Below are 23131 nucleotides of genomic sequence, written 5' to 3' on the forward strand. Positions count from 1 at the left end.
TTGCGTCGCCGCCCGGCTGCTCGGCCTTGCCCTCAGAGGGCGGTCTCGCGCCGGGGGCAGGCGACGGCGGCCACCTGATGCACCGGGATCGGGCAGAGCTGCGGCGCGCCGCGGCCGGGGCCGCCGTCATGGGGCGGCAGGCGCGGCGCGGGCGGGGGCGCGGGGTCCGTGCCCGTCTCGGCGCCGTCCTCGTGCCCGGCGTCATAGATCCCGTGCGAGGTCTTGTCCCAGTAGAAGGGGCGGGTGATGACCTCATAGAGCCCCTTCCAGGCGGCAAAGGTGCCCAGCGGGAAATAGAGCGACAGGAACGGCACCCAGGGCAACAGGTGCCGATGGCGCGGCCCGCGCACGGCCCAGGCCGAAAGGGTCATCGACAGCGCCTCGCAGCCGATCGACAGCGCCACCAGCGCCATCAAAGCCTCGGGCGCGGCCAGGGCGCTGATCGGATGCCACAGGCCCGCCGCCATCAGCCACAGCGTCCACAGGAGCGGTGCCAGCAGATATTGCGCCAGCGCCCCCAGGAACAGCACCTGAAAGCCCAGGAAGCGCCAGGGCCCCAGCTCGCGCCACAGCTGGCCGGGCCGGCGCATGTGCACGCCCCAGGTCATCGCATAACCCTTGAGCCAGCGCGACCGCTGCTTGACCCAGGGCAGCGCGCGGCAATTGGCTTCCTCGTGGGTGACAGTGTCCACCAGTTCGGTGCGATAGCCGCGCCGGGCCAGGCGCACGCCCAGATCGGCGTCTTCGGTGACGTTATGCGCGTCCCAGCCGCCCAGTGCCTCGAGCGCGGCGCGCCGGAAGAACAGCGTCGTGCCCCCCAGCGGCACCACCAGCCCCAGCCGCGCCAGCCCCGGCAGCATGGCCCGGAACCAGGCCGCATATTCGATGGTGAAGGCGCGGGCCAGGAAATTGGTGCGCGGGTTGTAGAAGTCGAGAATGCCTTGCAGGCAGGCCACCTCGGGGCCGCGCTCGTGGAAGCGGCGGACGATCTTGTGGATCTGGTCGGGCTCGGGGGCGTCCTCGGCGTCATAGACCCCCACGATCGACCCGCGGCAGAAGTTCAGCGCGAAGTTCAGCGCGCGCGGCTTGGTGCGGATGGGGCCGTCGGGCACCACGATCACGCGCATCCATTGCGGCAGGCGCGCGCGGGCCAGCGCGGCGCGGGTCAGGGCGTCGCTTTCTTCGACCACCAGCAGGATATCCATGGCCTCGCGCGGGTATTCCAGCCGCTCCAGCCGCTTGACCAGCCGTCCGGCGATGTCGTCCTCGCGGAAAAGCGGGACCATGATCGACACGATCGGAAGCCGCGCGATCAGGGGGCGTTCGGGCTGGGCGCGGCGGGCGGCGCGGGCGCGGCCGCGGATCTCGGCGATCAGGGCGGCGGCCTTGAGCGCGGTCGACAGCACCAGCGAGCCCACGGTGACCGCCATCAGCGCCCCGAACACCCACAGCGGTGCGATCAGCAGGCCCAGCGCCAGCGCGCCAAGCCCGATCAGTGCCCATTGCGACACCCGGTCCTCGGCGTGGATGCGGCAGCTGTCCTCGGCGGCGACACAGGTTTCGGCGGCGCGGATCAGCGCGGTCTGGCGGCGCGCCAGCAGCGCGTCGTGGATGGCGCGTTCGCCGGCCAGCACCATGCGGAACGGGCCCAGCTCGGCCGGGAGTTCGTGGCGCAGGCGGACGAATTCCTCGGGGCGCGAGGTGGCGATCAGCAGCGCATCGCCCACCCGTTTCCACGGCACCATGCCATTGACAAGGCAAGTCTTTGCCCCCAGCCGGTCGATCAGGCGCGGGTCCGGCGGTTCGGCGGCCAGATCGACCACCGCGGCGTTCCATTGCTGCGCCAGCGCGCGCATCAGGTCGGCTTCGCTGACCCAGCCATGGGCGCGCAGGATCTCGCCCAGGCGGGTGCCCTGGCGGTCGCGCATGGCCAGGGCCTTGAGCAGGTTACCCGGCGAGACGGCCTGCATCTCGACAAGGATCTGGCCCAGGGGCTTGCGGCCCCCGGCGGGAGCACGGGCCACACGGGGCCGGGCGGCGGCGCGCTTGCGCGCCCCGTCGATGGGAACAATGACAGACATGGCAGCAGACACACACAGAAGAGCAGACTTCGCCTTAAAGGAGAGCCACCGATGGTTAATGCAGCGTTAATTAGTGCGGTTCCGAGAACGATTTTGAGTCAAAAGCGCGGCGGTGCGACCGCGCCGCCCGGAACGCTCACGGAACATTAACCAAGACCTGTGGATAAGCCTGTGGGCAAAGCCTGCGCCGGCTGTGGGCAGAACCCGCGCGGCCCCCAAAATGCCAAGGGGGCGATCGCCCGATCACCCCCTCGATCCCGAAAAGCGAATCGCCTCAGGCGCTTGTCAGGCTGCGCGCCGCGCGCGCATGGCCTGTGCGAAGCGCTCGAACAGGTAATAGCTGTCCTGCGGGCCGGGGCTGGCCTCGGGGTGATATTGCACCGAGAACACCGGCCGGTCGGCCATGCGGATGCCGCAGTTCGACCCGTCGAACAGGCTGACATGGGTTTCCAGCACGCCTTCGGGCAGGGTCTGACTGTCCACCGCAAAGCCATGGTTCATCGAGGTGATCTCGACCTTGCCGGTCTCGCGGTCCTGCACGGGATGGTTGGCGCCGTGGTGGCCGTGGTTCATCTTGATGGTGCGTGCGCCCAGCGCCAGCGCCAGCATCTGGTGGCCAAGGCAGATGCCGAAGACGGGCAGATCGGCCTTCAGGATGCCCTGGATCATCGGCACGGCATATTCGCCCGTGGCCGCCGGGTCGCCCGGACCGTTGGACAGGAACACGCCATCGGGGTTCAGCGCCAGCACGTCTTCGGCGGTGGCGGTGGCGGGCAGCACGGTCACGTCGCAGCCGGCCGACGCCAGGCAGCGCAGGATGTTGCGCTTGGCGCCGTAATCCACGGCGACGACGCGCAGGCCGTCGCCCGTGCGCTGGCCATAGCCGTCGGGCCAGGCCCAGCGGGTCTCGTTCCAGCGATAGGATTGGGTGCAGCTGACCTCGCGCGCGAGATCCAGCCCGACCAGCCCCTTCCAGCCGCGCGCCCGCGCCACCAGCGCTTCGATGTCGAACTTGCCTTCGGGGTTGTAGGCCAGCGCCACATGCGGCGCGCCCTGCTGGCGGATGGCCCGCGTCAGCCGCCGCGTGTCGATGCCGCCCACGCCGATGCGGCCGCCCCGTTCCAGCCAGGCGGTCAGATCCCCGGTCGCGCGCCAGTTCGACGGCTCGGTCGGATCCCACTTGACCACCATGCCGGCGGCGACGGGCTGGGCGGCCTCGTCATCCTCGGGGGTGATGCCGACATTGCCGACATGGGGGAAGGTGAAGGTGACGACCTGCCCGGCATAGGACGGATCGGTCATGATCTCCTGATAGCCGGTCATGGCGGTGTTGAAGACCAGCTCGGCCACCGTCTCGCCCGGTGCACCGAACCCGTGGCCGTAAAACAGCGAACCATCGGCAAGCGCGATCAGCGCGGTCGGCACGGGAAAGATGCGGGCGGGCATGACGAGTCTCTTTCGCGGGGGGAGTGAAATCTGTGGGAACCTAAGGGGGCGGCTGGCGCGGGTCAAGCGGAAATCTGGCCTAAATTATTGTTCAAAAACAATGTCTTGGCATGTGTTCGTTCGCTTGTGTCCCTGCTGCTTTGGCGGTAATCTCGGGGCTTCCCAGTTCAGGAGGACAGCCAATGGCCCTGCGTGACCGGATCAACCAGGCCCTGAAGGAGGCCATGAAGGCCAAGGAACCCGTCCGTCTGTCGACGCTGCGTCTGGTCAATGCCGCGATCAAGGACCGCGAGATTGCCCAGCGCGGCAGTGCGCCCGAGGGCACCGCCCCCGCCGGGCTGGCCGATGACGAGATCATCGCCGTGATGGGGCGCATGGTCCGCCAGCGCCAGGAAAGCGCGCGCGCCTACGAGGAGGGCGGGCGGCTGGAACTGGCCGAGAAGGAGCTGGCCGAGATCCGCGTGCTCGAGGAATTCCTTCCCCGCCCGATGTCCGAAGACGAGGTCGCCGCCGCCGTCGAGGCCGCCATCGCCGCGACCGGCGCCGCCTCGATCCGCGACATGGGCCGGGTGATGGCCGAGCTGAAGGGGCGCTACGCCGGGCGCATGGACTTCGCCACCGTCGGCCCGCAGGTCAAGAACCGCCTTCTCTAGGCCGGCCGCGGGCCCCCTCATGGCGGCGTAGCAGGGGGGGTGTCTTGACGGCGTATCGGGGGGGGGCGTGTCAACACCCCGGCAACATCCGCGCGCTAAGAAGGCCCGGCAAAAGCGATCGCGCCTGTGACAAAGCGTCCGTGCCCCCCTTGCGGGGCGCGCGCGGCGTCCCGATCTGGGCGGCGGGGCGCGCAAGCGCGACAGGCAGAACAGGAGGGGGGCGATGAGGCCTCGATTTCGCAAGCTGAGCCATCTTCTCGAACTGCCGGTCACCTTGCTGCGGGTGCTGGCCGGGGTTCTGGTCGTGCTGCATGTGCTGATCGCCAATTTCATGGTGGTCCAGTATCGCTGGGTCTTTGCGCTGACGGCGGTGATCCTGGGGCTTCTGCTTGCGCGCGAGATGTATCAGGACATGGCCGCCCGTTTCTTCCGGCTGAAATCCGACGAGCTTGAGGAGGACCGGCGCGCTCCGGGCCGCATTCGCCGTCCGCGGCTGACGCGGTTGCGGCAGGCCAGGATCGCGGCTCCGGTGACGCCCGCCCGCAGGATGCCCGACGCGCCGCCAACCGTCAGCACGAGATCCGACGCCATGACGTCCGACGCGGCCTGGGCGCCCAGCCCGCCGCCGCCGAAACCGGCCGGGGCGATGCCGCGGGCGGGGCGCTATGGTCCCGGCACCGGCGCGCGCCCCGGGACGGGCGCCCCGGCCGAGCCCGCTCAAGACCCCGCGCCCCTGCCGCCGCTTGGCCCCGACGAGGTCGACGCCGCCATCGAGGCCGCCATCGCCGAGGTGGGCCCGGAGTCGGTCCGCGACATGGGCCGGGTGATGCAGGAGCTGCGCCGCAGCTACGCGGGCCGGATGGATTTCGCCGCCGCCCTCCCCGAGGTGCAGCGCCGGCTTCTGTGACGCGGGGGCGCGGCTGCCGTGGCCCTTGGGCGTTCGGGCGGGTGACGCGGCCGGGTGGGGCGTGATCATAAAGGATTATGTAACGCAGGTTCAGGTATACCCTTGCCCCAGAAGACCTCGGTGCCGCTCGGGTCCGTGATGCGGCTGGCAGCCGTGTGCGTTTCATGTCATGGAAAGGGCCCGGCGCATCACCGTATCGGGGCCGTATCGGGAGGCGAACGGGGTCACATCGGGGGCTTGCGACAAAGCGTCCGGGTGGCCCTTGCAATCGGGACGCGGCAACCGATCTTTGCCGGGGTTCGCGTCCGCCGGGCGCACGCGCAGATCAGGAAGGAAAACGCATGGCGCATTTTTTCAAGGGCACGCATCTCAGCGACCTGCCGGTGACCATTCTTCGGGTGGCCGCGGGCACCATGGTCGTGCTGCATGTCTTCATCGCCCTGTTCGTGGTCGTGCAATACCGCTGGGTGTTCATGCTGACCGCGGTGGTCATGGGGCTGCTTCTGGCCCGCGAGATGTATGAGGACATGGCGCGCCGGTTCTTCCAGCTGAAGGCCGACGAGCTGGAGGAGGAGCTCGAACACGAGGACGCGCGCGCCGCCCCTGGCGTCAAGGTGATCGACGTGCAGGCGTCGGCCCCCGATGCCGAGATCGTCGAGCCCAAGGACAACGCCACGCGCAACTGACGCGGGCTGTGCCCGAGCGGGGCGGCCCGGAGGCAGCCCGCCGGTCCTGCCTGACCAGATGCCGGTGGGGCAGGGACAGTCGCGCGGGCCGCCGATCATGGCGGCCCTTTTCGCATGTCCGCTTTTGCCGTCCCGCCCTGTCCGGGCCTTTGTCCGGGGCGCTCTTGCCATGTGCGCCCGTGACCGGGGCGTCCTTGCCATGTGCTGCATGCGGCCAGGGGCGGGCGACAAGCGCCGCGTCGTGATCGGGGGCGCGCGCTCTCTGACGGGGAGGTGGGGCTTGTGATCGGGCCCCCGTGTCCGGCCCGACTGCGGGTAGCAGCCGGGGGAGCAGATCCCGCGCGAACACGGGCCACCGCCCGGAACACGCCCCGCCCGGAACACGCCCCGCCCAAAACGCATCCCGCCCGGAACGCGCATCGCCAAGGCACGCACCACAGAAAAGGGGCGCACCGACCCAAGCCGATGCGCCCCCTGAATGCCCGTGACGGGACGTTCTGCTTATTCGGTCACGACCGATTGCAGATAGGCCACGACGTCTTCCTGCTTCTTGCGCAGTTGGAACGCCATGTTGCCCTTGGCTTTCTTGTCGCCGGTCTTGGCGCGCAGGTATTTGGTCGGGTCGGTGATGTAATCCGCGATTTCCTCGGGGGTCCAGACCGCGCCCGAGGCACCCAGCTCGGCGATCGAGTCACCGTAGCGGAAGTCTTCGACCGAGGCGACCTGACGGCCGACCACGCCATAGAGGTTCGGGCCCACGGCGGCCCCTTTCACGATGGCGGTGCCATCGGGCGCGATGATCGAGTGGCACGCCCGGCATTTCATGAATTCCTTCTCGCCCACGGCGGGGTCGCCTTCGGCGAAGGCAGGCGTCGCCAGGGCGAGAGCGGCGAGGGTGGCGAACAGGCTGGTCTTCATCGCGTTTTCCTTGTTTGCTCAGGAGTTTTGACCAAGGCGTGAGAGCTGGCTCCTCCCACCTCCAACGCACGCGGCCAGTGATTCCGGCGTGCGGTATAGCACGTCAATCTTAACAAGGCAAAATCGTCACGGTGGTGCAAGGCCCGCCAAGGGCGTCTTTTCGCGTCGATTTCGCCGGGAAAGGGGCTTCAATGCCCAATATGGGCGGGGTTTTCCCGCCCTGAATTCAAGGGGGTGCGGCGAAACGTCTGGGAGTGAGTTGTTTTTCTGATTATTTTCTAGTCACTTGCGGGATTTTCCGGGCGCGGATGGCCCGGCGCGGCCAGGGCGGCCAGCAGGTCGGGAAAATTTGCGTGAAGGGCCGCGTCCAGATCGGCCATCGTCATCGGCAATCCCAGATCCACCAGGCTGGTGACCCCATGCCCGGTGATGCCGCAGGGCACGATCCCGTCGAAATGGCTCAGCTCCGGCTCGACGTTGATCGACAGGCCGTGGAACGACACCCAGCGGCGCAGCTTGATGCCGATGGCGGCGATCTTGTCCTCGCGCGGGGTGCCGTCGGGCAGGGGGGGCTTTCCGGGGCGGCGCACCCAGACGCCGACGCGGCCCTCGCGGCGCTCGGCGGTGACGCCGAAATCGGCCAGCGTGGCGATCACCCAGCCTTCGAGCGCCGACACGAACCGGCGCACGTCGCGGCCGCGGCGGTTGAGGTCCAGCATGACATAGACGACGCGCTGGCCGGGCCCGTGATAGGTGTATTGCCCGCCGCGCCCGGCGATGTGGACCTCGAAGCGGCCGGGGTCGCGCAGATCGGCAGGGCGCGCGGATGTCCCGGCGGTATAGAGCGGCGGATGCTCGAGCAGCCAGATCGCCTCGTCGGCGGTGCCGGCATGGATGGCGGCCACGCGGGCCTCCATTTCTGCCAATGCCTGGGGGTAAGCCACGAGATCTTGTGACACGATCCATTCGACCATGGGGGCGGTCCTTGCTGGGCGTTGCGGCAGATGCGGCAGGCGGCTGCGCGCGGAAAGGGCGGTATCTTGCACAATTCGCCGCAAGCCCGGGGGCGTTGCAAGTTCGTTTTTCTTGCCTTGGGCGTGATTCGGGCCAACACTCGAATCATGATGACCGTCGATGCGTGGCGGCCGTCCGCCTCGAGGTTCCCGCGGATGGGGGGCGGGCGGACAGGAGTTCCGGGGGGAAACCAGCATGAAGATGTCCAAACTTGTCAGTGTGAGCCTGGTTGCCATGCTCAGCGTCACCTCGGCCACGAGCGCGCGCGCCGACGGCAACGGCCTGGTCGGCGGCCTGGTCGGCGGGATCATCGGCGGCGCCATCGCCGCGGACATGGCGCGCCATTCGCGTCAGAACACCACCAACCACCGGGCCACGACGCAGCGCAGTTCGGCCAATACGGCGCAGCGCCAGGCCAACCGCGAAACCCAGACCGCGCTCAACCATTTCGGCTTTGATGCGGGTGCGCCCGACGGGGTGATGGGGCGGCGCTCGCGCGCGGCCATCACCCAGTATCAGGTCACGCTGGGCTATCCGCCCACCGGCCAGCTGACCGAATTCGAACGCAACCATCTGGTCTCGTCCTATCACCGCGCGGTCGCGGGCGGCGCGCTGACGATGCAGCAGGCGGCGGCGAACCCGATGGGGATGAAGGGTCTTCTGGTCGAATGGCGCGATGCCACGCTGGGTCTTCCGCCCGGCGGCGGGATGGCTGCCGGCACGATGGCGGCGGGGACCATGGCGGCGGGCGCGGCAGCCGCGGGCACGCTGGGCGTGCTGAACAAGCAGCCCAGCCCCGAAGGCGCCGAGCCGCCCGCGGCGGCTTCGGTTCCGGCGGCCACGGCTCCGGCGCTGCCGAATTTCCTGGGCGGCATGACCACGCAGGCGTCGCTGGCCTCGCATTGCAACCGGGTCAATCTGGTCACCTCGTCGAACGGGGGCTTTGTCACCGCGGCCTCGATGACCGACCCGAACCAGGCCTTGGGCGAGCAATTCTGCCTGGCCCGCACCTATGCGATCACCCAGGGCGAGGAACTGGTCGCGCGCATTCAAGGGGTCAGCGCAGACGAGATCGCCCGCCAGTGCGAGGGGTTCGGCACCGCGCTGCGCGACCATGTCGCCGCGCTGTCGCTTCAGGATCGCGCCGCGGTCAGCGCGGGCGTGGCCAGCTTCGTTCTGGCCTCGGGCATGGCGCCGGCGCAGCTGACCGACACCGCCAAGATCTGTCTGTCGGTGGGCTATCGGACCGACAACATGGATACGGCCATCGGCTCGGCGCTGGTGCTCGATGCGCTGGGCGAGAAGGTCTATGACGAGCTTCTGGGCCACCACCTGGCCATGGGCTTCGGGACCAGCCGCCGCCCGGATCTGGCGCTGGCCTGGTATCAGGGCGGGATCGACGCGCTGGGGCAGGGGGGGGGGGCGGTCTTTGCGCCCGGCCAGCCCGAGCGCACCGAGCTGATCCGCCGCGCCGCCTATACGCTGAGCGGGCGCGCCGATCTGCTGCAACCCGCAGCCCCCGTGCCGGCCGCGCTGCCGAATTTCGCCCCGATGGCCCCGGCGCCCGCCGCGCCGGCGGCGGTTGCCCCGCAGGTGCAGGGCGCGCTGACGCCCGCGCCCTCGGCGCCCGCGACCGCCGAGATCAGCGCCCCGGCGGCCCCGGCGCCCAGCCCGGCAACGGTGACGGCGGCCTCGTCGCAGCCGGTGGGCGTGGCCTCGGGCATGGCCAATATCCTGCGGTTGCCGGGCGCGCTGCTGCGCCCCTGACATGGGCCCGACCCGCCGGGCCGAAGGGGCCCCGGCGGCGATGCGACAGGGCGCGCCCGGACAGGCTCCGGGCGCGCGTTTTGCCGGGGTGGATGTGGCCCCGGATCCGGCGGGCGCGGGCGGCGCAAGGGGCCCCTGGCGCGCGGCATGGATAATCGCCGCGGCATGCAAGTTTCCTCTTTTCAACGCCCGGCGGCTCGGCTAAACACCCGCCACCAAGCCAAGGCAGTGCGGTCGTGGCGGAATTGGTAGACGCGCAGCGTTGAGGTCGCTGTGGGGTAACTCCCGTGGAAGTTCGAGTCTTCTCGACCGCACCAATCTTCTGCTGATATCAGTAGCTTCCCCTGTTCAGGGCCGGTGGTTTCCACGGGCCCTTGCGCATTTTGCGGTCCCTTGCAGCGGCGACATGCCGCTGTCAGGGGCGGCGCACAACCGCGCGCCCGGCCACGCACGTCTTGATTTTTTCCGGCCTTTTGCGCATATGTCCTCGCAGCGACGTTACCTTTATCGAACCACTGATCCGTCACGGCCCGGTCCTTTCGATTCTGCACTGACCGAGCCGGGCCGCCGCAGTTCCGCGGGCGGCATAGATCAGGAGTTCTCACGATGGCCAACGGCACCGTGAAATGGTTCAACGCCACCAAGGGTTATGGCTTCATTGCCCCCGAAGGCGGGAAACGCGACGTTTTCGTGCATGTGACCGCGCTTCAGCGCGCCGGTCTGACCGAACTGGCCGACGGCCAGCGCGTGACCTTCGACGTGGAAGCGGGCCGTGACGGCCGCGAGTCGGCGACCAATCTGGCGCTGGCCTGAGGCCGAGCCACGATCGCCCCCATCGGCGATGAAGATTGAAAAACGGGGCGCATCACGCGCCCCGTTTTGCATTTCGGGCCCCTGTTCGAAGGGGCCGTTCCTCCCCGGGGGGTCAGTCGCGGCGGCCGGCGAAGCGGCGCTGCCACTCCTCGCGCTCCTCGTCGGCGATCTTGCGGAAAAGAACGTCGGGCGTGGTGAAGGCGTGACCCTCGGGCAGGACCGCCAGCGCGGCGCCGATATCTTCGGGCCAGCTGCGGTCCTCGGTGCCCATCGCCGCCAGCATTGCCGCGGCGGCATCGGGGATGAAGGGTGCCGACAGCACCGCATAGACCCGCACCAGGTTCAGCGCCAGGCGCACCTGTGCCGCCGCGGTCTCGGGGTCGGTCTTGAAGGTCGACCAGGGGGCCGCGGCTTGCAGATATTCGTTGCCCGCCACCCAGATCGCGCGCAGCTCGGCGGCGGCCTTGCGGACCTCCATCGCCTCCATCAGCCCCTCATAGGTGCGGATGCGCGTTTCCAGCTCGGCCATCAGCTCGGCCTCGCGCGGGCCGGTCACACCGCCTGCGGGCAGAGCCTCGCCGAATTTCGACCGGCAGAACTTGGTCACGCGGCTGACGAAATTGCCCAGAACGTCGGCCAGATCCTTGTTCACCGAAGTCTGGAAATTCTCCCAGGTGAATTCGGCGTCCGAATTCTCGGGGGCATGGCTCAGCAGCCACCAGCGCCAGTAATCGGCCGGCAGGATCTCGAGCGCCTGATCCATGAACACCCCGCGCCCGCGCGAGGTCGAGAATTGCCCGCCGTCATAGTTCAGGTAGTTGAACGACTTGATGTAATCGACCAGCTTCCAGGGTTCGGCCGAGCCCAGGATCGTGGCCGGGAAGGACAGGGTGTGGAAGGGCACGTTGTCCTTGCCCATGAACTGGGTATAGGTCACGTCGTCGGCGCCCTTGTCGGTGCGCCACCAGCGCGCCCAGTCGCCGCCCGTCGCGGCCGCCCATTCCTGCGTGGCGGCGATATATTCGATGGGCGCGTCGAACCAGACGTAGAAGACCTTGCCGTCCATGCCGGCCCAGGGCGCGCCGTCGAATTGCGCAGGCACCCCCCAGCTCAGGTCGCGGGTGATGCCGCGGTCCTGCAGCCCGTCCCCGTCAAAGAGCCATTTCCGCGCGATCGAGGTCGTCAGCACCGGCCAGTCGGTCTTGCTGTCGATCCATGCGGCCAGCTTGTCCTTCATCGCCGACTGGCACAGGAACAGATGTTTGGTCTCGCGCATCTCGAGGTCGGTCGAGCCCGAGATGACCGAGCGCGGTTCGATCAGATCCACCGGATCGAGCTGCTTGGTGCAATTGTCGCATTGGTCGCCGCGCGCCGAATCGTAGCCGCAATTGGGGCAGGTGCCCTCGATGTAGCGGTCGGGCAGGAAGCGCCCGTCGGCCACCGAATACATCTGTTTCTCGGTGACTTCGCGGATCAGCCCTTCCTCGGCCAGGCGCTTGGCGAAATGCTGGGTCAGGGCGCGGTTCTCGGCCGAGGACGAGCGCCCGAAATGGTCGAAGGACAGCCGGAAGCCGCGTGCGATGCGGGCCTGCACCTCATGCATCTCGGCGCAATAGTCCGCGACGGGCTTGCCGGCCTTGGCCGCGGCCAGCTCGGCGGGCGTGCCGTGTTCGTCGGTGGCGCAGATGAACATCACCTCGTGCCCGCGCGCGCGCAGGTAGCGGGCATAGAGATCGGCGGGCAGCTGGCTGCCGACCAGGTTGCCCAGGTGCTTGATGCCGTTGATGTAGGGAATGGCGGAGGTGATGAGATGTCGGGCCATCGCGTGCGCCTTTCGGGATGGGGGGATCGGGCTGAGCGCGGTTTAGCCTGATGCCGCGCCGAGGGCCAGAGCAATGAACGGCCGCCCCGGTTGCGTTGCGCTCGCGGGTCTGTGGCAGGGGCGCGCAGGTAGAATGTTGCGCCATGGGGTGCAGGACAGAATGTTGCGACCGTGGAGCGCATGGCGCCCTTGCCAGAACCCGCCCGCGCCGCTAGCCAGAAGGCGGCGCGGGCGTGGCGGAATGGTAGACGCACGGCACTTAAAATGCCCCGGGCTTGCCCATGCGGGTTCGAGTCCCGCCGCCCGCACCACCTTTTCAGGCATCCGCCGCCGTCCGCAGGGGGGCGACGTTCCGTTCCGGGGCGGGGCGCGCGGGGCTTATGGCCTTGCCCATGGGCGTCTTGGCCCCTAAACCCGGACAGGGTGACGCAGGGGGGGAGGCCTCGACCGATGGTTCGCAGATCCGATGATCCGGCGCAGGACCGGCCGCGCAGCAAGCGTGTGGGCGCACTGCGGGGGCTCGAGCCCTTCATCCGGCCCTACAAGGGCCAGGCCCTGGCCGCGCTGGCCGCCCTTGTCCTGACCGCCGCGATCAGCCTGATCCTGCCGCTGGCGGTGCGCCGCGTCGTCGATGGTTTCAACGAGGGCGCCGAGCTTCTGGACCATTACTTCGTGGCCGCGCTGGTCATCGCCGGGCTTCTGGCGATCGGCACCGGGGCGCGGTATTTCCTGGTCACCCGGCTGGGCGAGCGCGTCGTGGCCGATATCCGCAAGGCGGTCTTCGCGCGCGTCATGGGGCTGAGCCCGGCCTTCTTCGAGAAGGTGCTGACCGGCGAGATCCTGAGCCGGCTGACCACGGACACCACGCTGATCCTGTCGGTGGTGGGATCGTCGGTGTCGGTGGCGCTGCGCAACATCCTGATGCTGGTGGGCTCGCTTCTGATGCTGTGGCTGACCTCGGCCAAGCTGTCGGGGATGGTGCTGCTGATCGTGCCGGCGGTGATCGTGCCGATCGTGGTGCTGGGCCGGCGCCTGCGCAAGCTCTCGCGCGAGAACCAGGACTGGATCGCGGCCTCGTCGGGTTCGGCGTCCGAGCTGCTTCTGGCCGCGCAGACGGTGCAGGCCTTCACCAACGAGACCCGCTCGGCCGCGCGCTTTTCCGAAACCACCGAACATTCCTATGACGCGGCGATGAAGCGCGTCTCGACCCGCGCGATCATGACGGTGATCGTGATCTTCTGCGTCTTCGCCGGGATCGTGGGCGTGCTGTGGATCGGGGCGCGGGACGTGCGCGCGGGCGCGATGTCGGCGGGCGAGCTGGTGCAATTCGTCATCTATGCGGTGATGCTGACCGGGTCGGTCGGCGCATTGACCGAGATCTGGGGCGAATTGCAGCGCGCGGCCGGCGCGACCGAGCGGCTGGGCGAATTGCTGGCCACCGAGGACACGGTGACCGATCCCCCGCGTCCGGCGGCGCTGCCCCGGCCGGTGAAAGGGGCCATCGCCTTTGAAGGCGTCAGCTTCCATTACCCGTCGCGCCCGGATGTCTCGGCGCTTCTCGACGTGAACCTGGTCATTGCGCCCGGCGAGACGGTCGCGCTGGTCGGGCCCTCGGGGGCGGGCAAGACCACCGTGATCCAGCTGATCCAGCGGTTCTGGGATCCCGAGACCGGCCGCGTGACGCTGGACGGGCACGACCTGCGCAGCCTGGCGCGCGCCGATTTCCGCGCCGAGATCGCGCTGGTGCCGCAAGATCCGGTGATCTTTGCCGCCTCGGCGCGCGAGAACATCCGCTTCGGCCGCCCCGAGGCCACCGACGCCGAGGTCGAGGCCGCCGCGCGCGCCGCCCACGCCCATGATTTCCTGGCCGCGCTGCCCGAGGGCTATGAGACCTTCCTGGGCGAACGCGGGGTCATGCTGTCGGGTGGGCAGAAGCAGCGCGTGGCGATTGCGCGGGCGATCCTGCGCGATGCGCCGATCCTGCTTCTGGACGAGGCGACCTCGGCGCTCGATGCCGAAAGCGAGCGCGCGGTTCAGGCCGCGGTCGAGACCCTGGCGCGCGACCGCACCACGCTGATCATCGCGCACCGGCTGGCCACGGTGAAGAAGGCCGACCGGATCGTGGTCTTCGATCAGGGCCGGATCGTGGCGCAGGGCACCCACGAGGCGCTGGTCGCCGAGGGCGGGCTCTATGCGCGGCTGGCGCGGCTCCAGTTCACGCAAGGGGCGGACGCCGCGGCCTGAGGCGTTTTTCCGCCCAGCGCCGCTTCCTTTTGCGTCCAGTCACGGACGCGGCGCCCGACGAAGAGGTGCTGCGCAGCGAATTGCGCGCGCTGGGCCTGGATGACACCGGCGTCGAGCTGAAGGTCGAGGGCGACAAGGTCGTGGTGACGGGCGGGCCGGCCGATGCCGAGACCCGCGAGAAGATCATCCTGGCGGTGGGCAATGTGGACGGCGTGGCCGCGGTCGAGGCCGAGGCCGAGGCCGGCGCGGCCGTCTTGCACACCGTCGAAAAGGGCGACACGCTGTCGGCCATCGCGCGCAAGACCCCGGGCGATGCCAACCGCATCCCGAGATCTTCGAGGCCAACACGCCCATGCTCAGCCACCCCGACAAGATCTATCCCGGCCAGGTGCTGCGCATCCCGTAGGACTGAACCCGCCTTGCGCCGGGGTCCGCCGTGCGTTTGGGCCCGAAGGGGGCAGGGGCGGGCCGCGCCTTTGCTCCTTCGCGGGCCGCCGCCCCGCGCCCATAGGCCGCGTCTCGCCGCTCCCACGCGCCCGTGTGTTGCGCGCAGCCCCCCCCCCGTGTATCAAACCGGCGAAATTTTCTGCCCAAAGAGGTATGTCATGCGTCGCGTTGTCGTCACGGGTCTGGGAATGGTCACGCCGCTCGGGTGCGGTGTCGAAACCACGTGGTCGCGCCTTCTGGCCGGTCAGTCGGGCGCGCGCCGGATCACGCGCTTTGACCCCGAGCGTCTGACCACCCGCTATGCCTGCGAGCTGCCGCTGGGGGATGGCACCGACGGCACCTTCAACCCCGACGACTGGATGGACCCCAAGGACCGCCGCAAGGTCGATGACTTCATCCTTTACGGCATGGCCGCGGCCACTCAGGCGGTGCGCGATTCCGGCTGGATGCCCGAGGACGAGGAAAGCCGCCTGCGCACCGGGGTGATGATCGGCTCGGGGATCGGCGGGCTCAGCGCGATCGCCGACACCGCGCTGCTGATCCGCGACAAGGGGCCCAAACGGGTGTCGCCCTTCTTCATTCCCAGCGCGCTGATCAACCTGGTTTCGGGGCAGGTGTCCATCCGCTTCGGCTTCAAGGGTCCGAACCACGCCGTCGTCACCGCCTGCTCGACCGGCGCCCATGCCATCGGCGATGCCGCGCGCATCATCCAATGGGGCGATGCCGACGTGATGGTGGCCGGCGGCGCCGAGAGCCCGATCTCCGAGATCGGGATCGCGGGCTTCAACGCCTGCAAGGCGCTCTCGACCAAGCGCGAGGACGATCCCACCCGCGCCTCGCGGCCCTGGGATGCCGACCGCGACGGCTTTGTCATGGGCGAGGGCGCGGGCTGTGTCGTCCTTGAGGAATACGAACACGCCAAGGCGCGCGGCGCCACGATCTATGCCGAGGTGCTGGGCTATGGCATGTCGGGCGACGCCTATCACATCACCGCCCCCTCTGAGGACGGCGACGGCGGCTTCCGGTCGATGACGGCGGCGCTCAAGCGCGCGGGTCTGACCCCGGAGGCGGTGGATTACATCAACGCGCATGGCACCTCGACCATGGCCGATGTGATCGAACTGGCCGCGGTCGAGCGCCTTCTGGGCGATCACGCGCCCAAGACCACGATGTCCTCGACCAAATCCTCGGTCGGGCACCTGCTGGGCGCGGCCGGCGCGGTCGAGGCGATCTTCTCGATCCTGGCCATCCGTGACCAGATCGCTCCGGCGACGCTGAACCTTGACAACCCGGCCGGTAGCCCGCGCATCGACCTGGCGCCCAATGCGCCCGTCAAGCGCAAGATCGACGTGGCGCTGTCCAACAGCTTCGGCTTCGGCGGCACCAATGCCAGCCTCGTGCTGGGGCGGGTCCAGGGCTGATGTGGCGCCACATCGTCTCGAATTTCCTGACGCTGCTGGTCGTGATCCTGATCGGGCTGGGGACGCTGGCCGCCTGGGTCAAGCACCAGTATGAGGGGCCCGGCCCCCTGGCCGAGGCCGTCTGCGTGCGCGTGGCGCCGGGGGCGGCGCTCTCGACTGTCTCCGAGGATCTGGCCGCGCAGGGGGTCGTGTCCTCGTCCTATATCTTCCGGGTGGGCGCCGATTACGCCGGGCGGGCCAATGCGCTGAAATATGGCTCGTATCTCATCCCGGAAGGGGCTTCGATGTCCCAGGTGGTGGGGGTGCTGACCGACGGCGGCCCGTCGACCTGCGGCAGCGAACTGAACTATCGCGTGGGGGTGAACGCGACCCGGATCATCCTGCGCGAACTGGACCCCGTCACGGGCCGCTATGTTGAAAAAGCGAAATTCGACCCTCTGTCCGAGGAGGTTCCGGCCGAGGTTTCGTCGGAATTGTCCAAATCCGATCTGCGGGTGCGGGTGACGCTGGCCGAGGGCGTGACCTCCTGGCAGGTGGTCGAGGCGCTTAAGGCCGCGCCGTTCCTGACCGGCAATGTCGAGGAGGTTCCCGACGAGGGCACGCTCTCGCCGCAAAGCTACGAGGTGACCCGCGGCAGCGATCGCGCGGCGCTTCTGGCCGAGATGGAGGCCCGGCAATCCGCCATTCTGGCCGCCGCCTGGGCCGCGCGTGCCGATGGCCTGCCCTATGAAAGCCCCGAAGAGGCGCTCATCATGGCCTCGATCGTCGAAAAGGAAACCGGCATCGCCGAGGAGCGCGCGCGTGTGGCGGCGGTTTTCGTCAATCGCCTGCGCCGGGGCATGAAGCTTCAGACCGACCCGACCGTGATCTATGGCGTGACGCGCGGGCAGGGGGTGCTGGGCCGCGGCCTGCGCCAGAGCGAATTGCGCCGCGAGACGCCCTGGAACACCTATGTCATCGACGGCCTGCCCCAGACCCCGATCGCCAACCCCGGACGGGCCGCGATCGCGGCGGCGCTGAACCCGGCCCAGACCGACGATCTCTATTTCGTGGCCGATGGCACCGGTGGCCATGTCTTCGCCACGACCCTGGCCGAGCATAACCGCAACGTTGCCCGCTGGCGCGAGATCGAGGCGCAGCGTCAGGGCAATTGATCGGTGCATTCGGGGGCTGAACGGGCCCGGAAATGTTCGAAAATGAAAAGGGCGGCCCCCCAGCCGCCCTTTTGCGTTCCGCTGTTCCGGCCGGTTCAGTCCAGCGCGCGCCAGCCGATGTCGCGCCGGAAAAAGCCCTCGGGCCAGTCCACCGCATCGACCAGCGCATAGGCGCCGTCGCGGGCCTGGGCCAGACTGTCGCCGCGCGCGGTGGCGCAGAGCACCCGCCCGCCGCTGGCCACGACCGCGCCATCCTGCATCGCGGTGCCGGCATGAAACAGCATCTGCCGCGCGCTTTCCGGCAGCGCCGCCAGCCCGCCGATGACCGAGCCCTTTTCGTAATCGCCCGGATAGCCCTTGGCCGCCATGACCACGCAGAGCGCGTGATCCTGGGCCCAATTCACCTGCATCCCGGCCAGCCGGCCCTCGGCCGCGGCCATCATCAGATCGAGGATCTGCCCGCCCAGCCGCATCATCAGAACCTGGGCCTCGGGGTCGCCGAAGCGGACGTTATATTCGACCAGCCGCGCGCGGCCGCCGTCGATCATCAGCCCGGCATAGAGCACGCCGCGGAAGGGTGTGCCGCGGCGGGCCATCTCGGCGATGGTGGGGCGGATGATCTCGGCCATGACCTGATCGGCCACGGTCTGGGTCAGGATCGGGGCGGGGGAATAGGCGCCCATGCCGCCGGTGTTGGGGCCGGTGTCGCCTTCGCCCACGCGCTTGTGGTCCTGCGCGGTGCCCACGGCCAGCACGTCGCGCTCGTCGGACAGCACGAAGAAGCTGGCCTCTTCGCCTTGCATGAATTCCTCGATGACGACCGAGGCGCCCGCATCGCCGAAGGCCCCGCCAAAGATGTCGTCCACCGCGGCCAGCGCCTCGGCCTCGGTCATGGCCACGATCACGCCCTTGCCCGCGGCCAGCCCGTCGGCCTTGACCACGATCGGCGCGCCTTGCGCCTGGATATAGGCGCGCGCGGGTTCGGCGGCGTCAAAGCGCGCCCATGCGGCGGTGGGGGCCCCGCAAGCGTCGCAGATCGCCTTTGTGAAACTTTTGGACGCTTCGAGCCTGGCCGCGGCCGCAGAAGGTCCGAAAACTGAAATTCCGGACGCGTCCAGCGCATCGGCCACACCGGCGGCCAGCGGCGCCTCGGGGCCGATCACGACGAAATCCACCGCATTCTCGGCGCAGAAATCGACCACTTCGGCGGGGTTGAGGATGTCCAGCCGGGCACATTCGGCAAGGGCCGCGATCCCGGCATTGCCCGGCGCCACGATCAGCCGGTCGCATTTGGGGTTCTGCTTGATCGCCCAGGCCAGCGCATGTTCGCGCCCGCCGCCGCCCAGCACCAGGATGTTCATCGCCTCTGCCCCCTCTTGGCCCTCGGATCGGCGCGTTCTAAGCTGGCGGTGACGGTTTCACAAGGTTTGCCGATGGACGAGCTGATCGAGGGGGGCAATGCGCCCGAGTTCACGGTGTCGGAATTGTCCGGCGCGGTGAAGCGGGTGGTCGAGGGCGAGTTTGGCCGCGTGCGCGTGCGCGGCGAGGTCGGGCGGGTCTCGCGGCCGCGCTCGGGGCACATGTATTTCGATCTCAAGGACGAGAACGCCGTGATCGCCGCGGTCTCGTGGAAGGGGCAGGTGGCGCGGATGGGCCTTCTGCCCGAGGAAGGCATGGAGGTCATTGCCTCTGGCCGGATGACCACCTTTCCCGGCCAGTCGAAATATCAGCTGATCGTCGATGACGTGCAGGCCGCGGGGGAAGGCGCGCTGATGGCCATGCTCGAGCGTCGCCGCAAGGCGCTGGCAGCCGAGGGGCTGTTCGACCCCGCCCGCAAGCGGCCCATCCCCTTCCTGCCACAGGTGATCGGGGTCGTGACCTCGCCTTCGGGGGCGGTGATCCGCGATATCCTGCACCGTTTGCGCGAACGTTTCCCGCGTCATGTGCTGGTCTGGCCGGTCGCCGTGCAGGGCCAGTCCTGCGCCGAGGAGGTCGCCCGCGCCATCCGCGGCTTCAACGCGCTGCCGGCGGGCGATCTGTCCGGGCGCATCCCGCGGCCAGACCTGCTGATCGTGGCGCGCGGCGGCGGCAGTCTCGAGGATCTGTGGGGCTTCAACGAGGAAATCGTGGTCCGCGCCGCGGCCGAAAGCGCGATCCCGCTGATCTCGGCGGTGGGCCACGAGACCGACACGACGCTGATCGACCATGCCGCCGATCTGCGCGCGCCCACGCCCACGGCCGCGGCCGAGATGGCGGTTCCGGTCCGGCGCGAGCTGATCGCGCGCGTGGCCGAGGCGGGCGCCCGGCTGACCCGCGCCGAGACCGCCCGCGCCGAGGCGCGCCGCCAGCGGCTGGCCGATCTGGGGCGCGCGCTGGGCCGGCCGCAGACCCTGCTGACCGGCCCGCGGCAGCGCTTTGACCTGTGGGCCGAGCGGCTTGAACCGGGGCTGCGGGGGCTGGTTGCGCGGCGGCGCGGCGATCTGGCGGTGCGGGGCGCGCGGTTGGCGCCGTCGCTTCTGCGCGGGTTCCTGGCCTGGGAGGCGCGCGCCCTGCGCGAGCGCGGCGAGAAGCTGGCGCGTCTGGCCGCCCAGCCCGCCCAGCGTGGGCGCGAGCGTCTTGACGGGCTGGCCGCGCGGCTGCGCCCGGCGCTGGATCGGCTGAACCAGCGCGTCACCGGCCCCGAGGCCCGCCTGGCGGTTGATCTGGGCGATCTGTCGGTGCGGCTTGACCGGGCGATGGCGCAGCGTCTCGAGGACCGGCGCGCCCGGCTCGATCATGCCGAGCGGCTGCGCCAGACGCTGGGTTACCGCGAGACCTTGCGGCGCGGTTTTGCGGTGGTGCGCGACGGCGCGGGCGCGCTGGTGACGGATCGGGCCACGGCGGCGCGGGCCGCCGCGCTCGAGATCGAATTCCACGACGGCCGCATGGCGGTCGGGGCGGGCGGCGGTCCCCCGGTGCCGGGCGGGTCCGGCGGCGCGGCGCCGAAGCCCGCGCGCCGCCGGGCGCCGCGGGGCCGCGACGGCGATCAGGGGTCGCTTTTCTGAGCGCGGGGCCCGAAAAGCGGGCGGATGCGCGCATCGGTGCCTTTTCCTCGCGCGCGGGATTGATTAGGTGTTTGGCGGTCCGCAACGGGCAGCCAGCATGAGGGGAGCGGCCGATGTCCTTTTTCTCCAAGCTCAAGACGCGTCTGGGCAAGTCGTCCTCGAAGATCGACGAGGGTCTGTCCGCGATTGTCGGCGAAGGTGACGGCGCCCCCGAGCCCGACCGCACTCCCGAGTCCGCCCGCACCCCCGAGGGGCCGGGCGCCGATCTGAGCGCGATTGCCGACGAGGTTCTGCGGTCCTATCAGGAGGGCAAGCCGCGCGCCGAGGCCCAGGAGGCCGCGCCCGGAGCCTCCGAACCCGAGCCCGCGATCGCAGCCGAAGCCACGCCGGAGCCCGAGCCCGAACCTGCGCCGCTTGCGCCGCTGGTTCTGGAGACGCCCGCGGGGACCGATCCGGTCGAGACGTCCGAGGTGGCGGAGGTTGCCGACCCCGAGCCCGAGAGATCCGAGCCCGCGCCTGAGATGCGCGCCGAGCCCGCGCTCCCCGCGGACATCGTGTCCGAGGAACGCGCGCCCGCGGATGTTGCGGAGCCCGAAGCCCCCGAGGACGTTGTTTCCGAGACGGTCCCGGAGGCGGTCCCCGAGGCGGCTCAGGTCGAGGCGCCGGCCGCGCCCGAAGCGCTTGCCCCGCCGCCCGCACCGGAGCAGCTTCAACCCGAACCCGAACCCGAACCCGAACCCGAACCCGAACCCGAACCCGAACCCGAACCCGAACCCGAACCCGAACCCGAACCGCAGCCGATGGCGGCGGCGTCGGTCGAGGCCCCGGCAGGGGACGAGGGGCAGAAGCGGGGCTTTTTCGGGCGGATGTTCGGCCGTGGTCCCGCCGAGGACGAGGACGCCGCCGAGGCCGCGCGTCCCGCGGCCCCGCGTCCGCGTGGCCCCGAACCCCGGCGCGAGATGGACGACGCGATGCTCGAACAGCTCGAGGAAGTCTTGATCACCGCCGATATGGGCGTTGATACCGCGCTGCGGGTCGTGGCCAATATTGCCGAGGGCCGTCTGGGCAAGCGCCTGTCGGTGCGCGAGATCAAGGAGGCGCTGGCCGAGGAGGTCGGCCGGATCATGGACACCGTGGCCAAGCCGCTGCCGATCTATCCGCAAAAGCCGCAGGTGGTTCTGGTCGTGGGCGTCAACGGCTCGGGCAAGACGACGACGATCGGCAAGCTGGCCGCGCAGTTCCGCGATGCGGGCAAGAATGTCATCATCGCTGCGGGCGACACCTTCCGCGCCGCCGCGGTCGAGCAGCTCCAGGTCTGGGGCGAACGCGCGGGCGTGCCGGTGATGACCGCGCCCGAGGGCTCGGACCCCGCCAGCCTGGCCTTCGACGCCATGACGCGGGCGCAATCCGAGGGCGCCGACCTTCTGATGATCGACACGGCCGGGCGGCTTCAGAACCGTCAGGATCTGATGGAGGAACTGGCCAAGATCGTCCGCGTGATCCGCAAGAAGGATCCGACCGCGCCGCACAACACGCTTCTGGTGCTGGATGCCACCACCGGCCAGAACGCGCTGAGCCAGGTCGAGACCTTCCAGAAGCTGGCCGACGTGACCGGGCTGGTGATGACCAAGCTGGACGGCACCGCGCGCGGCGGCGTGCTGGTGGCGCTGGCCGACAAGTTCGGCCTGCCGATCCATGCTATCGGCGTGGGCGAGCAGATCGACGACCTGGACGCCTTCGACCCCGACGAATTTGCGCAGGCGCTGGTGGGGCTCGAGGAATGACCGCCACCGCCCGGCGGGCCTGAGATGGACATGAGCGGATATCTGACCTCGATCGAGGGGACCGAGGCCGGCCATCAGGCGGCGCTGATCCTGGCGCTGTCGGCCGCCCTTCTGCATGCGCTTTTCGGCGCGCTCCAGAAGGGGCGGCATGACCCCTGGCTGTCGCGGGCGGGCATCGACCTGGCCTATGGGCTGATGGCGGCGCCGGTGGCGCTGTTTCTCGTGCCCTGGCCCGAGCCGCATATGTGGCCCATCTTTGCGGGCGCCTTCGTCATCCATTCGGGCTACAAGTTCGCCCAGGCCGCCACCTACATGCGCGGCGCCTATACGGTGGTCTATCCGGTCGTGCGCGGCACGGGGCCGCTCATCACCGTGCTGGCCGCGGGCGTGGTCTTCTCGGAACATTTCACGGCGCAGCAATGGCTTGGTGTAGGGGTGCTGCTGGCGGGGATCTTCGGGCTTGCCGCCTATAACTTCCGCTTTCTGGAGGGCGGGCGCGAGACCTTGGGCGCGGCGCTGGGGCTGGCGGTGCTGACCGGCGTCTTTGTCGCCGCCTACACGACCTATGACGCCTATGGCATCCGCGCCACGGCCGATCCCTTCACCTTCCTTGCGTGGTTCTTCTTTCTCGACGGCTGGCTGATGCCGCTCCTGCTGGCGCCGCGGCTGGCGCGTCTGGCCCGCCCCGAGGCGCTGGCGCTGGCGCGGCGGGGGATCTTCGGCGCGCTGGTGGCCTATCTGTCCTTCGGGTCGGTCATGATGGCCACGCGGCTGGACAAGGTCGGCGAGGCCGCCGTCCTGCGCGAGACCTCGGCCGTCTTCGCCGCCTTGATCGGGTGGCTGGTTCTGGGCGAGAAGGTGGGGCCGGTGCGCACCGGCCTGATGGCCCTGATCGCGCTGGGCGCGGTGGTGGTGGAAACGGGAGGCTGA

General features: G+C 69.5%; 18 protein-coding genes and 2 tRNA genes. 13 read left to right on the forward strand and 7 right to left on the reverse strand.

Features of this window, described 5'->3' with window-relative positions; genetic code table 11:
• Positions 1–32 precede the first annotated feature (32 nt).
• Together BW949_RS07235 and carA are read right to left on the reverse strand one after the other, a co-directional pair.
• Entirely contained in the window at positions 33–2081 is a 2049-nt protein-coding gene (locus BW949_RS07235; protein WP_076364472.1) for a glycosyltransferase, read from the reverse strand.
• A gap of 285 nt (positions 2082–2366) precedes the next feature.
• Entirely contained in the window at positions 2367–3527 is a 1161-nt protein-coding gene (gene carA, locus BW949_RS07240) for a glutamine-hydrolyzing carbamoyl-phosphate synthase small subunit (RefSeq protein WP_076364474.1), read from the reverse strand.
• A gap of 182 nt (positions 3528–3709) precedes the next feature.
• On the opposite strand from carA, the gene BW949_RS07245 reads away from it, so the two are divergent.
• The 3 genes from BW949_RS07245 (at position 3710) to BW949_RS07255 (ending at position 5773) form a co-directional block, all read left to right on the forward strand.
• On the forward strand, positions 3710–4180 hold the full coding sequence (locus tag BW949_RS07245) for a GatB/YqeY domain-containing protein (RefSeq protein WP_076364475.1): 471 nt from the start codon (positions 3710–3712) through the stop codon (positions 4178–4180).
• Positions 4181–4403: 223 nt separating this feature from the next.
• Positions 4404–5087 carry a GatB/YqeY domain-containing protein gene (locus BW949_RS17320; protein ID WP_076364477.1) on the forward strand — a complete coding sequence of 228 codons (684 nt, stop codon included), beginning with the start codon at positions 4404–4406 and terminating at the stop codon, positions 5085–5087.
• Between the two features lie 341 nt (positions 5088–5428).
• The gene (locus BW949_RS07255; protein WP_076364479.1) at positions 5429–5773 is read left to right on the forward strand and encodes a hypothetical protein; all 345 of its coding nucleotides are present in this window, start codon (positions 5429–5431) and stop codon (positions 5771–5773) included.
• Positions 5774–6274: 501 nt separating this feature from the next.
• On the opposite strand, the gene BW949_RS07260 is transcribed toward BW949_RS07255, so the two are convergent.
• Together BW949_RS07260 and lipB are read right to left on the reverse strand one after the other, a co-directional pair.
• On the reverse strand, positions 6275–6691 hold the full coding sequence (locus BW949_RS07260) for a c-type cytochrome (RefSeq protein WP_076364481.1): 417 nt from the start codon (positions 6689–6691) through the stop codon (positions 6275–6277).
• Between the two features lie 278 nt (positions 6692–6969).
• On the reverse strand, positions 6970–7695 hold the full coding sequence (lipB, locus tag BW949_RS07265) for a lipoyl(octanoyl) transferase LipB (RefSeq protein ID WP_268875844.1): 726 nt from the start codon (positions 7693–7695) through the stop codon (positions 6970–6972).
• Positions 7696–7900: 205 nt separating this feature from the next.
• Between lipB and BW949_RS07270 the strand changes: the two genes are divergently transcribed.
• The 3 genes from BW949_RS07270 (at position 7901) to BW949_RS07280 (ending at position 10285) form a co-directional block, all read left to right on the forward strand.
• On the forward strand, positions 7901–9472 hold the full coding sequence (locus BW949_RS07270) for a peptidoglycan-binding domain-containing protein (protein ID WP_076364485.1): 1572 nt from the start codon (positions 7901–7903) through the stop codon (positions 9470–9472).
• Positions 9473–9702: 230 nt separating this feature from the next.
• Positions 9703–9789: transfer RNA gene (locus tag BW949_RS07275), tRNA-Leu, on the forward strand.
• Between the two features lie 289 nt (positions 9790–10078).
• Positions 10079–10285, forward strand: coding sequence for a cold-shock protein (locus tag BW949_RS07280; protein WP_076364487.1), 207 nt, complete (start codon positions 10079–10081; stop codon positions 10283–10285).
• A 112-nt stretch (positions 10286–10397) separates the two neighbouring features.
• Here BW949_RS07280 and metG read toward each other — a convergent pair whose 3' ends face one another.
• Positions 10398–12107, reverse strand: coding sequence for a methionine--tRNA ligase (metG, locus tag BW949_RS07285; RefSeq protein WP_076364489.1), 1710 nt, complete (start codon positions 12105–12107; stop codon positions 10398–10400).
• Positions 12108–12334: 227 nt separating this feature from the next.
• On the opposite strand from metG, the gene BW949_RS07290 reads away from it, so the two are divergent.
• Together BW949_RS07290 and BW949_RS07295 are read left to right on the forward strand one after the other, a co-directional pair.
• Positions 12335–12418 (forward strand) — tRNA-Leu (locus tag BW949_RS07290).
• 139 nt (positions 12419–12557) lie between these two features.
• Positions 12558–14351: an ABC transporter transmembrane domain-containing protein gene (locus tag BW949_RS07295; RefSeq protein ID WP_076364491.1), complete on the forward strand. Its 1794-nt coding sequence runs from the start codon at positions 12558–12560 to the stop codon at positions 14349–14351.
• On the opposite strand, the gene BW949_RS17645 is transcribed toward BW949_RS07295, so the two are convergent.
• The gene (locus tag BW949_RS17645; RefSeq protein WP_076364493.1) at positions 14297–14611 is read right to left on the reverse strand and encodes a hypothetical protein; all 315 of its coding nucleotides are present in this window, start codon (positions 14609–14611) and stop codon (positions 14297–14299) included. The genes BW949_RS07295 and BW949_RS17645 overlap by 55 nt on opposite strands.
• A gap of 345 nt (positions 14612–14956) precedes the next feature.
• On the opposite strand from BW949_RS17645, the gene fabF reads away from it, so the two are divergent.
• Both fabF and mltG read left to right on the forward strand, forming a co-directional pair.
• On the forward strand, positions 14957–16219 hold the full coding sequence (gene fabF / locus BW949_RS07305) for a beta-ketoacyl-ACP synthase II (protein WP_076364495.1): 1263 nt from the start codon (positions 14957–14959) through the stop codon (positions 16217–16219).
• Positions 16219–17373, forward strand: a complete 1155-nt coding sequence (gene mltG / locus BW949_RS07310; protein WP_076364497.1) for an endolytic transglycosylase MltG — start codon at positions 16219–16221, stop codon at positions 17371–17373. The genes fabF and mltG overlap by 1 nt, the downstream gene beginning before the upstream one ends.
• 95 nt (positions 17374–17468) lie before the next feature.
• Here the strand turns inward: mltG and purD are convergent, their stop codons facing one another.
• Complete coding sequence (purD, locus tag BW949_RS07315; protein WP_076364499.1) at positions 17469–18734, reverse strand: phosphoribosylamine--glycine ligase; 1266 nt, start codon at positions 18732–18734, stop codon at positions 17469–17471.
• Positions 18735–18806: 72 nt separating this feature from the next.
• Between purD and xseA the strand changes: the two genes are divergently transcribed.
• The 3 genes from xseA to BW949_RS07330 all read left to right on the forward strand — a co-directional run bounded on the left by xseA (position 18807) and on the right by BW949_RS07330 (position 23131).
• Entirely contained in the window at positions 18807–20417 is a 1611-nt protein-coding gene (gene xseA / locus BW949_RS07320) for an exodeoxyribonuclease VII large subunit (protein WP_076364501.1), read from the forward strand.
• Positions 20418–20530: 113 nt separating this feature from the next.
• Positions 20531–22201: a signal recognition particle-docking protein FtsY gene (gene ftsY / locus BW949_RS07325; protein WP_076364503.1), complete on the forward strand. Its 1671-nt coding sequence runs from the start codon at positions 20531–20533 to the stop codon at positions 22199–22201.
• Between the two features lie 30 nt (positions 22202–22231).
• Positions 22232–23131 carry an EamA family transporter gene (locus BW949_RS07330; RefSeq protein ID WP_076364917.1) on the forward strand — a complete coding sequence of 300 codons (900 nt, stop codon included), beginning with the start codon at positions 22232–22234 and terminating at the stop codon, positions 23129–23131.

This window comes from Phaeovulum vinaykumarii (assembly GCF_900156695.1).
In the GTDB taxonomy this organism is placed as follows: domain Bacteria; phylum Pseudomonadota; class Alphaproteobacteria; order Rhodobacterales; family Rhodobacteraceae; genus Bieblia_A; species Bieblia_A vinaykumarii.

Excerpts from the sequence above, each read along its gene's own strand:
- metG (WP_076364489.1), bottom strand. The coding sequence starts at position 12,107 with ATGGCCCGACATCTCATCACCTCCGCCATTCCCTACATCAACGGCATC.
- xseA (WP_076364501.1), top strand. The coding sequence starts at position 18,807 with ATGGACGAGCTGATCGAGGGGGGCAATGCGCCCGAGTTCACGGTGTCG.
- BW949_RS07235 (WP_076364472.1), bottom strand. The coding sequence starts at position 2,081 with ATGTCTGTCATTGTTCCCATCGACGGGGCGCGCAAGCGCGCCGCCGCC.
- BW949_RS07260 (WP_076364481.1), bottom strand. The coding sequence starts at position 6,691 with ATGAAGACCAGCCTGTTCGCCACCCTCGCCGCTCTCGCCCTGGCGACG.
- ftsY (WP_076364503.1), top strand. The coding sequence starts at position 20,531 with ATGTCCTTTTTCTCCAAGCTCAAGACGCGTCTGGGCAAGTCGTCCTCG.
- BW949_RS07255 (WP_076364479.1), top strand. The coding sequence starts at position 5,429 with ATGGCGCATTTTTTCAAGGGCACGCATCTCAGCGACCTGCCGGTGACC.
- BW949_RS07280 (WP_076364487.1), top strand. The coding sequence starts at position 10,079 with ATGGCCAACGGCACCGTGAAATGGTTCAACGCCACCAAGGGTTATGGC.
- purD (WP_076364499.1), bottom strand. The coding sequence starts at position 18,734 with ATGAACATCCTGGTGCTGGGCGGCGGCGGGCGCGAACATGCGCTGGCC.
- fabF (WP_076364495.1), top strand. The coding sequence starts at position 14,957 with ATGCGTCGCGTTGTCGTCACGGGTCTGGGAATGGTCACGCCGCTCGGG.
- carA (WP_076364474.1), bottom strand. The coding sequence starts at position 3,527 with ATGCCCGCCCGCATCTTTCCCGTGCCGACCGCGCTGATCGCGCTTGCC.
- BW949_RS07295 (WP_076364491.1), top strand. The coding sequence starts at position 12,558 with ATGGTTCGCAGATCCGATGATCCGGCGCAGGACCGGCCGCGCAGCAAG.
- BW949_RS07270 (WP_076364485.1), top strand. The coding sequence starts at position 7,901 with ATGAAGATGTCCAAACTTGTCAGTGTGAGCCTGGTTGCCATGCTCAGC.
- BW949_RS17320 (WP_076364477.1), top strand. The coding sequence starts at position 4,404 with ATGAGGCCTCGATTTCGCAAGCTGAGCCATCTTCTCGAACTGCCGGTC.
- BW949_RS07245 (WP_076364475.1), top strand. The coding sequence starts at position 3,710 with ATGGCCCTGCGTGACCGGATCAACCAGGCCCTGAAGGAGGCCATGAAG.
- BW949_RS07330 (WP_076364917.1), top strand. The coding sequence starts at position 22,232 with ATGAGCGGATATCTGACCTCGATCGAGGGGACCGAGGCCGGCCATCAG.
- mltG (WP_076364497.1), top strand. The coding sequence starts at position 16,219 with ATGTGGCGCCACATCGTCTCGAATTTCCTGACGCTGCTGGTCGTGATC.